Annotated in this window: 7 protein-coding genes and 1 tRNA gene (1 of these 8 only partly in view); 4 read left to right on the top strand and 4 right to left on the bottom strand. The window is 63.9% G+C overall.

Annotation, left to right across the window (positions count from 1 at the left end):
- Window positions 1–1053: the 5' portion of a quinone-dependent dihydroorotate dehydrogenase gene (locus S6FBBBH3_RS02895; protein WP_120176340.1), read on the bottom strand. 6 nt of this gene lie to the left of the window's left edge; the window shows 1053 of its 1059 coding nt (coding positions 1–1053); the start codon lies at window positions 1051–1053; its stop codon lies beyond the left edge, outside the window.
- A 556-nt stretch (window positions 1054–1609) separates the two neighbouring features.
- On the opposite strand from S6FBBBH3_RS02895, the gene S6FBBBH3_RS02890 reads away from it, so the two are divergent.
- Both S6FBBBH3_RS02890 and S6FBBBH3_RS02885 read left to right on the top strand, forming a co-directional pair.
- Window positions 1610–1686 (top strand) — tRNA-Met (locus S6FBBBH3_RS02890).
- 269 nt (window positions 1687–1955) lie between these two features.
- Window positions 1956–4016 (top strand): (Fe-S)-binding protein, encoded by a 2061-nt coding sequence (locus S6FBBBH3_RS02885; RefSeq protein ID WP_120176339.1) that lies wholly within the window; start codon window positions 1956–1958, stop codon window positions 4014–4016.
- A gap of 185 nt (window positions 4017–4201) precedes the next feature.
- Here the strand turns inward: S6FBBBH3_RS02885 and S6FBBBH3_RS02880 are convergent, their stop codons facing one another.
- Window positions 4202–5365, bottom strand: coding sequence for a D-alanyl-D-alanine carboxypeptidase family protein (locus S6FBBBH3_RS02880; protein ID WP_232008819.1), 1164 nt, complete (start codon window positions 5363–5365; stop codon window positions 4202–4204).
- 197 nt (window positions 5366–5562) lie between these two features.
- Window positions 5563–10059, bottom strand: coding sequence for an ATP-dependent RNA helicase HrpA (gene hrpA / locus S6FBBBH3_RS02875; RefSeq protein ID WP_120176338.1), 4497 nt, complete (start codon window positions 10057–10059; stop codon window positions 5563–5565).
- A 252-nt stretch (window positions 10060–10311) separates the two neighbouring features.
- Here hrpA and S6FBBBH3_RS02870 point away from each other — a divergent pair, with 252 nt between their 5' ends.
- A complete protein-coding gene (locus S6FBBBH3_RS02870) occupies window positions 10312–10587 on the top strand; it encodes an oxidative damage protection protein (RefSeq protein ID WP_120176337.1) in 276 nt (91 codons plus the stop codon).
- Between the two features lie 120 nt (window positions 10588–10707).
- Here the strand turns inward: S6FBBBH3_RS02870 and rpiA are convergent, their stop codons facing one another.
- On the bottom strand, window positions 10708–11376 hold the full coding sequence (gene rpiA / locus S6FBBBH3_RS02865) for a ribose-5-phosphate isomerase RpiA (RefSeq protein WP_120176336.1): 669 nt from the start codon (window positions 11374–11376) through the stop codon (window positions 10708–10710).
- A gap of 343 nt (window positions 11377–11719) precedes the next feature.
- Between rpiA and S6FBBBH3_RS02860 the strand changes: the two genes are divergently transcribed.
- A complete protein-coding gene (locus S6FBBBH3_RS02860; protein WP_120176335.1) occupies window positions 11720–14083 on the top strand; it encodes a PAS domain-containing sensor histidine kinase in 2364 nt (787 codons plus the stop codon).
- Window positions 14084–14128 lie beyond the last annotated feature (45 nt).

Below are 14128 nucleotides of genomic sequence, written 5' to 3'. Positions count from 1 at the left end.
CTTCTGCTGAGAGCGGCGCCAGGCGGCGACCGCTTCGGAGCATTCGGCGATGAGAGCGGGGCCCTTATAGATGAAGCCCGTAAAGAGCTGCACGAGCTGAGCGCCCGCTTCCATCTTTTCCACGGCGTCCGCACCCGACATGACGCCGCCCGAGGCGATGATCGGAAGTTCCCCCTTCACATGCTCGGCCACAAGGCGCACGACTTCGGTCGAACGTTCGCGAAGCGGAGCCCCCGAGAGGCCGCCCGTTTCTTCGGCGTGCAGGAGACCCTGAACACGCTTGCGACCGATCGTGGTGTTCGTCGCAATCACGGCGTCGATGCCGTACTTCATGAGCGTGTCGACGCAGCGGAGGATTTCGTCGTTTTCCAAGTCCGGAGCGAGCTTCACGGCGATCGGCACATGCTTGCCGTTGCGCTGCGCCTTGAGGTCGGCGCGCTTTTCGGTGATGCCCTTCACGAGGTGATCGAGTTCGCCTTCGCCCTGGAGCGTGCGCAGGTTCTTCGTGTTCGGGGACGAAATGTTCACCGCGATGTAGTCGGCGTGGTCGTACACCGCGTCGAGGCACTTCACGTAGTCGGAAAGAGCGTTTTCGATCGGGGTCACGGCGTTCTTGCCGATGTTGATCCCGAGGACGCCGCCGCGAAGGCGGAAGGCGTCGGCCGAACGTAGGTTTTCGAGAACCTGCACGACGCCTTCGTTGTTGAAGCCCATGCGGTTGATGACGCCTTCGGCGGGGATCAAACGGAAGAGGCGGGGCTTGGGATTGCCGGGCTGCGCGAGCGGCGTGATCGTGCCGATTTCAACGTGGCCGAAGCCGAGACCGCCGAACGCGCTCACGCGCGTGCCGTCCTTGTCCATGCCGGCCGCCAGACCGATCGTGTTCGGGAAGCGCACGCCCATCACCGTGACGGGATCTTCGTCGGGCATGTGGGTGATGAGCTTGTGAAGACCCGTGTGCACCACCCAGTCGAGGTTGGCCATCGTGACGGCATGAGCCGTTTCGGGGTTCATCGAGAAAAGAACGCGTCGCGCAATGTTGTAGAGCGTCATAAGAAAGCAGAAGCCGTGTCGTTGCGGGCGAAGACGAACTTGGCGCCCCCGCCCTGGGGAAAAACGGATCGGACGTCGGGGTCGGGGCTCGAAAAAGCCCCGCCTCCCGTGGAAACGCGGGATGAAATGGGGAAGCCGACCAACGGCGGAGATTATAAACGCTACTCCTTTCGACGGACCTTACGCACCCCCGTCGGGCATTGAATCGACGAAAACTTCCCCGCAGGGGGCCTCCCCCGGGTGGGGGAGAGGGTACCCCCCTCCCCCACCCGGGCCGTTCGGAACGGTCGGGACCGGGGGTGTCGACGGAAGGGGCGAGGGTTGAGGAGCAGGATGAGGGTGAGCGAACGCATTGCAGGAAAGCGGCCTCCGATCAAGGGGCGCAAAAATCTTTTCCTTGAATTTCAATGAGTTGACCATAAAAAGCTGGATTTTCAGCTGTTCTCTTACAAATTGTTACCTCTAATTGGGGTGGAGCGCGGAAATCATCCTTGACAACTCGAAAGTCCTCAGGCACAATTCAAGTCTCGCTACTGATTAGCGACGACAGAATTACCGCGGGGTGGAGCAGCCCGGTAGCTCGTCGGGCTCATAACCCGAAGGTCGGAGGTTCAAATCCTCCCCCCGCAACCAAACACAAGAACCCGTACCGATGACGATCGGTGCGGGTTTTTTGTTTTTTCGGCGTTCGGGGCAGCGGGACCCTCTCGAAAGTCTCTTTTGCGCACCCGTTGGCGCACCGTCCCCTTCGTTAGAATAGCCGTCCGTCGGGAGGGCTCCCGGAAACGCACGGCTTTCGGGAGTTGTTGCCTTCCGTCTCTCTCCCCTTTTCGCCCTTTTTCCGTTTTTCCCGGGGTCGCCGCTCCGTTTGCGGGCGGCCGCCCTTCGGCCCGAGGTGCCCTATGACCACACCCCTACCCCCCGACATGCCGGTGCGTCCCGGCTTTTGGAACGTTCCCCTTTGGGGAGAAATCGGCGTCTATGTCGTCGGGCTTGCCGCCGTCGCTTTGTGCGTCTGGGGCATCGTCCGAGGGATGAAGCTGACGCGCGAAGGCGCACTCGGAGATCCGTCGACCAAGACCGAAAAGGATCCGCAGGCTCTGAAGCGCACCCTGCGTGCGGTGCTCTTTGCGGACCGCATTCGGGAAACGGCCTTCGGGAACGTGCACGCCGCGCTCGTCGTCGGCTTTTTCTTCCTCTTTCTGGGGACGGCCTTGGCGACCCTCGACTGGGACATCGGCCACTACGTCTTCGGCACGCAGTTTCTGCGCGGCAACGTCTACCTCGCCTACAAGCTGATCCTCGACGTTGCGGGCGTTGCCGTGCTGGCGGCGCTTCTCATCGGGTTCGTGCGCCGCATGAAGAGCGTGACGCTTCCCCGCACGGACCGGTTCCTTTGGGCCTATGCGTCGCTTGCCTTCATCGTGCTTTCGGGGTACGCGGTCGAAGGCCTCCGACTTGCAGTCGAGCAGCCTCTCTGGATGAGCTTCTCGCCCGTGGGCTCCGTCGCGGCGAAGATGTTCATCGCGCTCGGCATCGAGCGTGCGGGGCTCGAATCCGTGCACGTTCTTCTTTGGACCGTCCACGGCCTTGCGGCTTTGGCCTTCATCGCAACGATTCCCTTGACCTTCTACGGGCACATGTACCGTACGCCCTTGTCGATCTTCCACCGCAAGGCCGCTCCTTTGGGGCGCCTTCCCAAGATCGAAGCGATCGAAGAGCAGGAAACGTTCGGGCTTTCGCACATCGAGCAGCTGTCCGCGCACGAGCGCTTCCAGTTGGAAGGGTGCGTCGAGTGCGGTCGCTGCAACGACGTGTGCCCGGCCGTGCGTGCGGGTACGCCCCTTGCGCCCCGCACCATCGTGATGAAGCTTCGCGAACGCGCCGAGCGACTCGCGGCGGGCCTTCCCGACGACGGGAAGCATCTCACGGGCGACGTCGTCACGCACGAGGAGCTCTTCTCCTGCACGACCTGCGGCGCGTGCGCCCGCGCGTGCCCCGCGGAAATTCAGACGCCCGACCTGATCGTGCGCATGCGTCGGCACTTGGCGCTTGAAGAAGGGGCCTTCCCCGAAGGGGCCGCGACGGCCCTGGAAAACACCGCCTCGGTCGGGAACCCCTGGGGGCTCGATCCCTACGAACGCCTCGACTGGGGGAAGGATCTGGATCTCCCCGTGGCGGAACCGGGCGAACACTACGACGTCCTTTACTGGGTCGGGTGTGCGGCAAGCTACGACCGTCGCGCCCGCAAGGTCGCGCGCGCCGTCGTGACGATTCTGCGTGCCGCGGGCGTCAAATTCGCCGTCATGAGCGAAGAGCGCTGCCACGGCGAATTCGCGCGTCGTCTCGGCGAAGAGTACCTCTTCCAGACGGCCGCGCAGGAGAACATCGAGAATTTCGCGAACTATGCGTTCGACCGGATCCTCACGGCCTGCCCGCACTGCTTCAATACGCTTGCGAACGAATACCCGACCTTCGAAGGCTTCCCCGAGGTGCCGGTCGTCGACCACGCAACCTTCATCCGGGAGTTGATCGAAGCCGGGCGCCTTGCGGGGATCTCCCCCGACGCGACCGCGACAGTCTACCACGACCCCTGCTACCTCGCGCGCTTGAACGGCGTGACGAACGCGCCCCGCTCCGTGCTCGACGCCGCCACCCGTCCCCTCTACCCCGAAGAGACGGGCGAAAAGACCCTCTGCTGCGGCGCCGGGGGCGGGCAGATGTGGGCCGAGACGAAGAACCCGAAGCCCGTCAACATCGTACGTCTCGAAGACCTCAAAAAGACGGGCGCCCGCCGCGTCGCGGTTGCGTGCCCGCACTGCCTCACGATGCTCGAATCGGCGAAGGCTACGACCGGTGACGAAGAAACGCTCGTTCGCGACATCGCCGAAATCGTGGCGGAACGCCTGACGGAAACGAAGGGCGAGAAGTGCGAAGAGGCCGAAGCGAAAGCCGAAGCCTGACGTCGCGCCCGACCGTTCCGCTTTCCTTTTGCCGTCCGGGCACGCGAAACGCGTGCCCGGACGGCAAACGGGGGACGGAGGGAAGACGAAAAAGAGAAAAATCAAAAAGGCCGTCCGAACGTGTTCGGGCGGCCTTTCTCTTTTGTTCGTGTGTTCTCGTCTTCCGTGCTTCGGACTTCTCGAACTCAAAAGAGTTCGTACGGCACCGCGTCCGAGAAGTCGCGCTTGAAGGCTTCTTCCGCTTCGACGAAGGTGCGCATCGTGCGCATGTCGAGCGCCCGCTGCGAGTTGTCGGGGCTGTCGAGCACCACCATCACGAGGCGGCGTTCGCCCACTTCGCTTTGCACCACCATGCAGCGGCCCGCCGCGGTCGTGAAACCCGTCTTCTGGATGCCGATCTTCCAGGAGGGGTCGCCGATCAGGCGATTCGTGGTGCGGAAGTCGAGCACCTGGCGACCGGCGCGAACGCGCGCGGAAGGAAGGGTCGACGCGGTGCGGATCGTCTGATATTCGTAGACCGCGGAAACGAGCTTCCCGAGGTCGCGGGCGCTCGAATGGTTGCGGTTGTCGAGCCCCGTCGGGTCCGCGAAAAAGGAGTTCGTCATGCCGAGGGCTGCCGCCTTTTCGTTCATCGCACGAACAAAGGCTTTCTTCCCGCCCGGGTACGTGCGCGCCAAAGCATGGGCCGCACGGTTGTCGCTCGAAACGAGCGCCGCCTTGAGAAGCGCTTCGCGCGTCATCGTCATGCCGTTGCGAAGCTTCGACGTGGCGTTCGAGCGCACGTAGTCTTCGCGCGTGATGCGCACTTTGCCGTCCAAGGGGAGGTCGCTTTCCGCGATGACCAAGGCCGTCATGAGCTTCGTGACGGAGGCGATCGGAAGCGGAATGTCCGCGTTCTTAACGACAAGCTCTTCGCCCGTATCCTGGTCGATCACGTACGCGACGGAACTCCCGAGCGCGAGCGGATCTTCGGTCTTGCGCAGCCCCGCCAACGTCGCCTGCGAGGGCGCGGCCCCGGTGCGGCGGCGAAGCGACGTGCGCTTCATGTTGCGTTTTGTTTTCTTCGCCGACGTCTTTTTGGCCGTTGCCTTCCTGGCGCTCGTCTTCGCGGAGGTCTTCTTCGCGCCCGCGGTCTTCGCCGAATTTTGAGCGGTTTGCGTCGTTTGAGCGGCCTGGGCGGCTTGAGCTTCGGGCACAAGGATGCCGTTGGCGAAGAGAAGCCCCGAAACCGAGGCGGCGAGAACGAGCGTCTTCAACGAAAGGGAAGCGGAGCGAGCGAGGGCGGCGGAAGGCATGGATGCGAAGGGAAACTCGGGGCGACGAGAAAGCGCATCAAGGGGAATGCGCATTTGAAAAGGCCGGAGGGCGTCGCAAACCGACGCCCTCCGGCGAGTGCATCCCGCAATTTTACTCATCCGTCGGATGAGGTCCCTCTTCGAAAGCCCCTCTTCCTTACCTTTTGTTGCAAAAGGGCCTCTTCTGAAAACAAGGACTTGCGAGCGTCGCCCGACCCTCCGCGCGCTCCGAGACTCGGCGGCTCAAAGGCTCAGAGGCGCGCAATCGACGCCCAGACGCGTTCGAGACGCTTCACGCTCACGGGCATGGGGGTGCGCAGCTGCTGCGCGAAAAGCGACACGCGCAACTCCTCCAAAAGCCATCCGAACTCGACGAGGTGCGGATCGCGCTCGCCTCGGCGCGCCGCGACCGCGCGGAGCCACTCGGTCGTCAAGCGCTCCGCGTCCCGCATGCGGGTGCGGTCCCGTTCGGGGTCGTCCGCGTACCGATCGAGCCGGTAGACGATCGCCTTCAAATAACGCGGGTAGTGCATGAGGTTCGAAAGCGGCACCTGCGCAAAAGCATGCTTCGGAAAGAGCCGCTCCAACTGCTGCGTCACGTCCGCGACGAGTTCTTTTTCGGACGAGAGGCGCTTGAGCTTCAAAGGAATCGGCGCCGCTTCGCGAACGATTTCGACGAGCAAACGCGTCACCTCGCCCGCCACGAGCGTCAGACGCCCGCGCACGCTTTCGCGCCGCTCGCGGAAAGAGGCTTCGTCGGCGGGACGGGGCTCCGCCAGGGCGGTCGCATTCAGCACCGCGTCGACCACGTCGTTCGTGAGCTCTTCGATGTTTTCGAAGTTCCGTGCGAGCCCCGGGACGACGGACGCCTGCATCTGCTCGCGCCCGAGTTCGCGCAGGCTCCGTTCGACGAACTTCACCTGCTCCTTGAGGGACAGACGGAAGAGGCGTCGCAGCCCCTTTTCGTGCTCTTTTTGCGCTTCGCGCGGGTCGTCGAACACTTCGATCGCGCAGACCGTCCCCTTGTCGACGAGCGCCGGGTGGCCGATCAGGGTCTGACCCCCGCGGGAGATTTCCATGAGTTCGGGGAGTTCCCCGAAATCCCAATCCGTCACCGCGTCGGACAAATCGGCCGCCACGGCCGCGTCCTGCTGCGCGACGCTTCGGAAGGTTTCCTGGGCGGCTTCGCCGAGTTCGGCGCGGAGTTCCGCAAGATTGCGCCCCATGCCGAGCTGACGCCCGTGCTCGTCCACCACCTTGAAATTCATGATGAGGTGCGCGGGGAGCTGCTCCGACTTGAAGTCGCTCGCGCGGCACGGTACGCCCGTCGTTTCGCGCACGTCCGCTTCAAGCGCTTCGACAAACGGGCGCGTGCGCTCGGCCGCATCGGCGTGGCGCTCGCAAAAGCCCGCCGCATAGTCCGCAAGCGGCACGCAGTTGCGGCGCACCTTCTGCGGGAGCGTCTTCAAAAGGACCTGCGCCTTTTCCTTCATCATCCCGGGGACGAGCCACTCGCAGCGCACGGCGTCGACCTGGTTGAGCGCAAACAAGGGCACCGTGAGCGTCACCCCGTCGCGCACCGACCCCGGCTCGAAGTGGTACGTGAGCGGCATCGTCACGCCCGCCATTTCCAAGGACTTCGGGAAGTAGGCCGTGGCGGCTCCCGCCGCCTCGTGCCGCATGAGTTCGTCCTTCGAGAGACGAAGGCGCTTTTCCTCCTCGGGCGTGAGGTCCTTCAGCCACGCTTCGAGCGTGCGGACCGAGGACACGTTCTCGGGGATCACCTTGTCGTAGAACTCGAAAATCAGTTCGTCGTCGACGAGCACGTCGGGGCGACGGGTCTTGTGTTCGAGCTCGCGGATTTGCGCAACGAGCCGGCGGTTGTGGTGGTAGAAGGGGGCCTTCGCGTCGAGTTCGCCCGCGACGAGCGCTTCGCGGATGAAGAGTTCGCGCGCGAGCTTCGGGTCGTGGGGCGCGAAGGCCGTGCGACGCCCCTGGTAGATCGTGAGCCCGTAGAGGGTGGCGCGCTCGAAAGCGACCACTTCGCCGCGGCGCTTCTCCCAGTGGGGTTCGGACCACGCTTTCTTCAAGAGCCCCTCGGCCGCCTGCTCGATCCACTCGGGCTCGATTTCGGCCACACAGCGCGCGTAGAGCTTCGACGTTTCCATGATCTGGCCCGCGAAAATCCAGCGCCCGCCCTTTTTGGCGCGCACCGAACCCGGCCAAATCCAGAATTTGATCCCGCGCGCGCCCGCGTACGGGGGCGCACGGAAGTCGCTCTCGACCGTTTTGGATCCGATGTTGCCGAGAAGCCCCGTCAAAAGCGCGCGGTGCACCTCCTCGAACGTCGCGGGCGCCGTGTTGATGCGCCAGCCGAGTTCGGCAACGAGCCCCTCCAACTGACGCTCGACGTCGACCCATTCGCGAAGACGACGAGGCGACAGGTACTTTTTCTTCAGTTCCGTTTCGAACTTCCGGTTCGAGACCTTTTCGGCCTTCGCTTTCACGAACCAGTCCCAGAGCTTCACGTAGGAGAGGAAGTCGGACTTCTCGTCGGCAAACGTCTTGTGCGCCTGATCGGCCGCCTGCTGCTCGTCGACGGGGCGCTCGCGCGGATCCTGCACCGAGAGGCCCGAAGTGATGAGGAGCACCTCGCGCAGAGCGCCGAAGCGACTCCCCGCAAGGAGCATGCGCCCCAACTTCGGGTCGACGGGAAGTTTGGCGAGCTGTCGGCCCACTTCCGTCAAGGCGCTTTCGGCGTCGACCGCACCCAATTCCTGCAGGATCTGGTAGCCGTCCGCGATCGCGCGCGGCGGGGGCGCTTCGACGAAGGGGAATTCGCGCACGTCGCCGAGCTTGAGGCTCATGGCGCGCAGAATCACGCCCGCCAAGTTCGTGCGAACGATTTCGGGGTCCGTGAAGGGCGCACGACGATTGAAGTCGTTTTCGTCGTAAAGGCGAATGCAGATCCCGTCCGCAACGCGCCCGCAGCGGCCCGCGCGCTGATTGGCGGACGCTTGGCTCACGGGTTCGACGAGAAGCTGCTCGACTTTCGAACGGTAGGAGTAGCGCTTGACGCGCGCAAGCCCCGTATCCACCACGTACCGAATCCCCGGCACCGTGACGGAGGTTTCCGCGACGTTTGTCGCCAGGACGATGCGGCGCGCGCCGCCCGGGCGGAAGACCCGTTCCTGCTCGGAGGCGGAAAGACGCGCGTAAAGGGGCAGAATTTCGGTTGTTGCCGGACGGCTCTTCCGGAGCCAGTCCGCGGCTTCGCGGATTTCGTGTTCGCCGGGGAGGAAAACAAGAATGTCCCCGCGCCCTTCGGCTTCGAGTTCCGAACAGGCGTCGTCGATTGCGCCGAGAAGCGTGTGATCGTCCGTTTCGTCCGCGTCTTCGATCGGGCGGTAACGGATTTCGACGGGGTAGGTGCGGCCCGAAATCGTGAGGACCGGAGCCTTCTTCCCGTCGATCGCGAAATGCTCCGCGAAGCGCTCCGCGTCGATCGTCGCCGAGGTGACGATCACCTTGAGGTCGCTGCGCTTCTGCAGCAGGCGCTTGAGATACCCGAGGAGGAAGTCGATGTTGATCGAACGCTCGTGCGCTTCGTCGATGATGATCGTGTCGTAGGCGGCGAGCATGGGATCCGTTTGCGTTTCCGCCAGCAAAATCCCGTCCGTCATGAGTTTCACGGTCGCGCCCGGAGACGTTTGATCCGTAAAGCGCACTTTGAAGCCCACGACTTCGCCGAGCGGCGTCTTCATTTCTTCGGCGATGCGACGCGCGATGGAACTTGCCGCAATGCGTCGGGGCTGCGTGTGAGCGATCATGCCCGTGCGACCGCGCCCCGCAAGGAGCGCGATCTTCGGAAGCTGCGTGGTTTTGCCGGAACCCGTTTCGCCGCAGACGACGACCACGCGGTTGTCTTCGATGGCTTTGCGCACTTCGTCGGCGCGCGCCGAAACGGGAAGGCCCGGCGCGAGTTCGATTTTCGGAATCGGATTCTGTCGTTCGGCAAAGGAAAGGCGCGGGCGACGCTCGCCCTTGCGGCGATCGAGCGCGCGGCGGGCGTGGTCGGCCTCGCTTGCGTCCGAGGCGGCCGCACGATTGCGGGCTTCGGCGCTGCGGGAGGACATGCGCTCGGAGAGGCGCTCCAACGACTTCGGCCGGGCGCTGCGGGGTTCGCGGCTTTCTCGATTTTCGCGGAGTTCGCGATTGTCGCCGGTGCCGCGCTTCGATTCGTTTTTGGGGTCCCGCTGCCTGCCGCGATCGGAGCCGCGCTTGCCGTCGCGCTGCGTATCGGAGGCGCGGGCGGCCTCGTGCGTCTTCCCCTCGGGGGCGGGCACCGCTTTGTCGGCATTCCCTTCGCTTTTGAGCGCGTCGGCGCGTCGGAAGAGCGCCCCTTTCTCGCGGGCCGCGCCCGCGAGCATCGCGCCGAAGGCGCTCGTGGCGGCGTTGGGTTCGCGCACGGGAACGCGTTCCGACTCCGAGCGGGTCGGGGCGGACTTCGGGTTGCGAGCGGACGAAGAGGACGTTGCGGCCTTGGCGACGGGCACCGCGGGCTTCGGAGTGCTTTTCGCGGGGGTTTGCCCGCGTTGACGCGCTTCGCGCTCCCGGCGCTTCTCCTCGCGGGCCTCGGCCTCTTCGCGAAGGCGCTTTTCCTCCTCGCGCTTGCGGGAGGCTTCGAGCGCCCCCTCGACGTCCGTGCGGACCTTGTTGAATGCGGCAAAGAGTGCTCGGTTCGACATGCGGGAATGCCTTTCCAAAAAAACTGGTGAAATCGTTCGAGGCCGACATGTTAACGGCTTTGCAAACTTTCTTCCTCGTTGCGGGTGCTTCCCGCGGTAGACTTCGGAAAAACGACCGTCTCCTTGCGCACCCCCGCCCCTCGGGGGCGAAGTGCGTTTTGATTTTCGAGACGCGTCCGCAAGCCCAGCCGCGAAGGGCGCCCCGTGCGCACCTTCGCCCGTCCATACACCAACGAGAATAGGAGGACCGCCATGGCCCGCATGGTCCAGTGCGTCAAACTGAAGAAAGAAGCCGAAGGGCTCCAATATCCCCCCTTCCCCGGCGAACTCGGCGTGAAGATCTGGCGCAACGTCAGCAAGGAAGCCTGGGACGAATGGACCCGTCTGCAGACGATGATGGTGAACGAGTACGGCCTCAACCTCGCCGACCTCTCGGCCCGTCAGCACCTCATGGCGCAGTGCGAGCGCTACTTCTTCGGCGACGCCGAAGGGATGACGGTGCCCAATTACGTGCCGCCCGCGAAGTAAGTCACCCGCACGCGCCCCTCTCCGCTCTCTCGGGGAGGGCGCGCAAAAAGGCCCCGACACCGCGCTCTCGCGGCCGGGGCCTTTTTCTTGTTCGGTGCGCTCCGAGGAGCCGAGGGGCGCTTATTCTCCCTTCGCGAAGGTCTTCACGCCCTCGGTCGTGCCGAGAAGAAGGACATCCGCGCCGCGCTTGGCAAAAAGCCCCACCGTCACGACGCCCGGCCACATGTTGATTTCGGCTTCGAGCTTTTCGGGTTCCGCAATCGCGAGGCCCTTCGCGTCGAGAATGGCGTTGCCGTTGTCGGTGACGAAGTCGCGCAACGTCACGGTCGCGCCGAGCGCTTCGAGTTTCGCCTTCACGGCGCGCGCCGCCATCGGGATCACTTCGACGGGCAGGGGGAAACGCCCGAGCACGTCGACCTGCTTCGACGCGTCCGCGATGCAGACGAAGGTCTTCGAAACGGAAGCGACGATCTTTTCGCGCGTGAGCGCGCCGCCCCCGCCCTTCACCATCGCGAACGAGGGATCGATTTCGTCGGCACCGTCGACGTAGACGCCGATTTCTTCGACGTCGTTCATGTCGAGCACCTTGAAGCCGAGCGCTTCGAGGCGCTTCGTGGAGCGCTCCGAGCTCGACACGCAGGCCGGAATCCGCTCGCGGATTTCGGGCAGCAAATCGATGAAGCAGTCGACGGTGGAACCCGTGCCGACGCCGAGGATGCGGCCTTCTTCGACGTACTCGAGCGCGGCGCGCGCGACGGCGCGCTTCAGGGCGTTTTGATCGGTGGTCATAGCGTGTATCGGATTGTGCGAGCCGTGCGGGGCACGACCTCGACGGGAGTGAAAGTTGTCTCAGCGCGCATTTTATCGAAGCGCGGGGGCGCAAGTCCTGTGACGAACGGCTTTTTTCGTTTTCGAGGCGTGTTTATGTGCCCGAGCACAAACGAATAAGCTCACAATAACGGACTGAGCGCACACTCGCTTCGGGGCGCTTTCCCGTCGAGCTCTTGGAGAACCTTCGAAGGCCTTCGAGGGGCTCTTCGAAGGCCTCGCGGGGCTTTCCGCGGGTTTGCGGTCTTTGCGCCCGCAAGCGCTCCGTTAGAATCGTTCTCTTTTTCAACCGACCTTTGTACCGATGCCAGCCGATTCCTCCGTCACGGCGGTCGCCGACGCCTTTCAAAAGCTCACCACTTCGGATCAGATCCCCAAAGTCACGAAGTACGGTCTCTGGGCGAGCTGGGCCGCGCTCGTTCTTCTTGCCGCCTGTCTGATCGTGGTCTCCTTTCTTGTCATCGACTCGGAGCGGCGCGCCGAAGAAATCCGTCTGCAGCAGTCGACCGACCTCGTCGTGCAGTCGTTGGAGTCGCGCATCCTCGGCACGGCGGAACTCCTTCAGAAAACGAGCATGCGCCTCATGCAGGTGCAAAACGGGCGCTTCCCGATGGCAAGCGCCGAACTCTCCGCGACGACCCTCATGGAGGAGCGCAGCGAGGTGACTTCGATCGCGCTCGTCACGAAAGAAAACGAAGTGATCCGCTCGTGGACCTCGAGCGTCTCGCCCACGATCGAGCGCCGTCAGGTCGGGGCGCTCCTCACCGAGAAGGAACTCACGGCCGCCGTAGCCCGGGTCTTCATTACGGATACGTCGGAAATCACGCCGCTCTACACGCTCAAAGACACGCAGCTCGTTTATGCGGACCTGATCGTCCCGACCCCCTCCTCGCAGCAGGTGCTCGTTGCGCGCGTCGACCTCTCGCGCCTTTTGACGAGCGCCGTGCGTTTTTCCTCCAACGACCGCTACCGCTTCGTTTTTCTTGAAAACGGCGACTACGTCCTGGAGGGCGACCGCGAACAGTCGACGGACGCGGAGAGCGCCGTGCGGTACGAGGCGCCTCTGACGCTCCTCGGCCGTCGGAGCGACGTCAAAACGACGATCCTCGGGACGAGCTTCGACCATGCGCTCTCCGCCACGAACAAGGTCCCCGTCTTTCTCGTGGCGGGCCTCTCCGTGATGCTCGCCCTGACGCTTGCGTGGCTCTTTTACTACCAGCGCCAGCAACACCGCTCGCACCGGCTCCTTGCCGCCGAATATTCGCTTCGCCGCGCCATGTCGGAGTCGGCCGTGGTGGGCTTGCGCGTCACGGACCGCGAAGGGCGCATCATCTACGTGAACGAAACCTTCCAGAAGATTCTCGGCTGCGAAGCGTCGGATCTGCTCGGGCAGCGACCGCCTTACACCTACTGGCTCGAAGACATTCACGAGCGACTCGACGAGATTCTCAAGGCCGGGAACCCCACGCCCGAACCCGTCACGTTCCTCGCACGGCGCAAGTCGGGCGAAGTCTTTCACGCCGAAGTGCGTCTCTCACCCCTGGAGGACGAAAACGGGCGCAGCCTCGGCTACATCGGGGCGCTTTACGACGTGACCGCGCAGGCGCTCGCCCGCGAAGAGGTGTTGGCCGCCAACGACCGCTTCACGCGCGTCGTGCAGTCGTTGAACTCGTCCCTTGCGGTCCTTTCCGACTCGGACGAACTCTATTTTGCGAACCGCGGCTACGAGCGGCTTTTCGGCCGTTCGTCCGAAGGGGCCGTGCGGCTTCTCGAAAGCCTCAGGACGCTGCCCGAAGCCGAACACCGCGAGGGCCTCTACGACGAAGCGACCGAGCGGTGGTTCGACGTGCGCGTGCGGCCGCTCGTCTGGACGAAGGGCGAAAACGCGCGCCTCATGATCGCAACCGACATCACGGCCCGCCGCGAACTCGAAATCGCCCGCGAGCAGCAGCTGCGACGCGCCGAAGCGACGCAACGCCTCGTGACGATGGGCGAAATGGCAAGTTCCCTCGCGCACGAACTCAATCAGCCGCTTGCGGCCATTTCGAATTACGCCGGGGGCGCTTACACGATGCTCGAAAACGGGACGCTTTCGAGCGAGCGGTGCCGGACCGCCTTCGAGCGCATCGAAAACCAGGCGGTGCGCGCGGGGAAGATCATCCAGCGCATCCGGGGCTTTGCGAAGAAGACGGACGCGAAGCTTGAGCCCGTGCTTGTTTCGAAGGTGATCCAGGAAACGATGGAACTTGCGAACATCCAGGCGCGAAAACTCAACGCACGCCTGGAGATCGACCTTGAGGAGAATCTTCCCACTCTGAGGGGCGACGAAGTGATGCTGGAGCAACTGCTTCTCAATCTCCTCAAAAACGCCATGGAAGCTGTTTTCGAAAGCGACAACCACACGATTCGGGTACGGGTCGCACGCCTTGAAGCGCATCAAAACATGGTACGCTTTGAAGTCATCGACCACGGTCCGGGCATTTCCGACGAGGAAAAAGCGCGGCTTTTCGACGCCTTCTACTCGACGAAGTCCGAAGGCATGGGGATGGGACTCAACATCTGCCGCTCGATTGCGGAGCTTCACGGGGGCCGACTCGGCATCACCGACACTCCGGGGGGCGGCGCCACGTTCTCCTTTACCGTGCCCGTCTGGACGGGCGAGGCCTGAGACCGTTCGATGCCACCCGACCCTTAAGGAAGAGCCTGCGGCGCC

The sequence above is a fragment of the Sutterella megalosphaeroides genome (genome assembly GCF_003609995.1).
In the GTDB taxonomy this organism is placed as follows: Bacteria; Pseudomonadota; Gammaproteobacteria; order Burkholderiales; family Burkholderiaceae_F; genus Sutterella; species Sutterella megalosphaeroides.
The sequence above is the reverse complement of the archived record's forward strand: the minus strand, read 5'-3'. Positions and strand labels throughout refer to the sequence as shown.

What these genes read in the sequence shown, in the direction of transcription:
- S6FBBBH3_RS02885 (WP_120176339.1), top strand. Translation starts at nt 1,956, where the DNA reads ATGACCACACCCCTACCCCCCGACATGCCGGTGCGTCCCGGCTTTTGG.
- S6FBBBH3_RS02880 (WP_232008819.1), bottom strand. Translation starts at nt 5,365, where the DNA reads ATGCGCATTCCCCTTGATGCGCTTTCTCGTCGCCCCGAGTTTCCCTTC.
- hrpA (WP_120176338.1), bottom strand. Translation starts at nt 10,059, where the DNA reads ATGTCGAACCGAGCACTCTTTGCCGCATTCAACAAGGTCCGCACGGAC.
- S6FBBBH3_RS02870 (WP_120176337.1), top strand. Translation starts at nt 10,312, where the DNA reads ATGGCCCGCATGGTCCAGTGCGTCAAACTGAAGAAAGAAGCCGAAGGG.
- rpiA (WP_120176336.1), bottom strand. Translation starts at nt 11,376, where the DNA reads ATGACCACCGATCAAAACGCCCTGAAGCGCGCCGTCGCGCGCGCCGCG.
- S6FBBBH3_RS02860 (WP_120176335.1), top strand. Translation starts at nt 11,720, where the DNA reads ATGCCAGCCGATTCCTCCGTCACGGCGGTCGCCGACGCCTTTCAAAAG.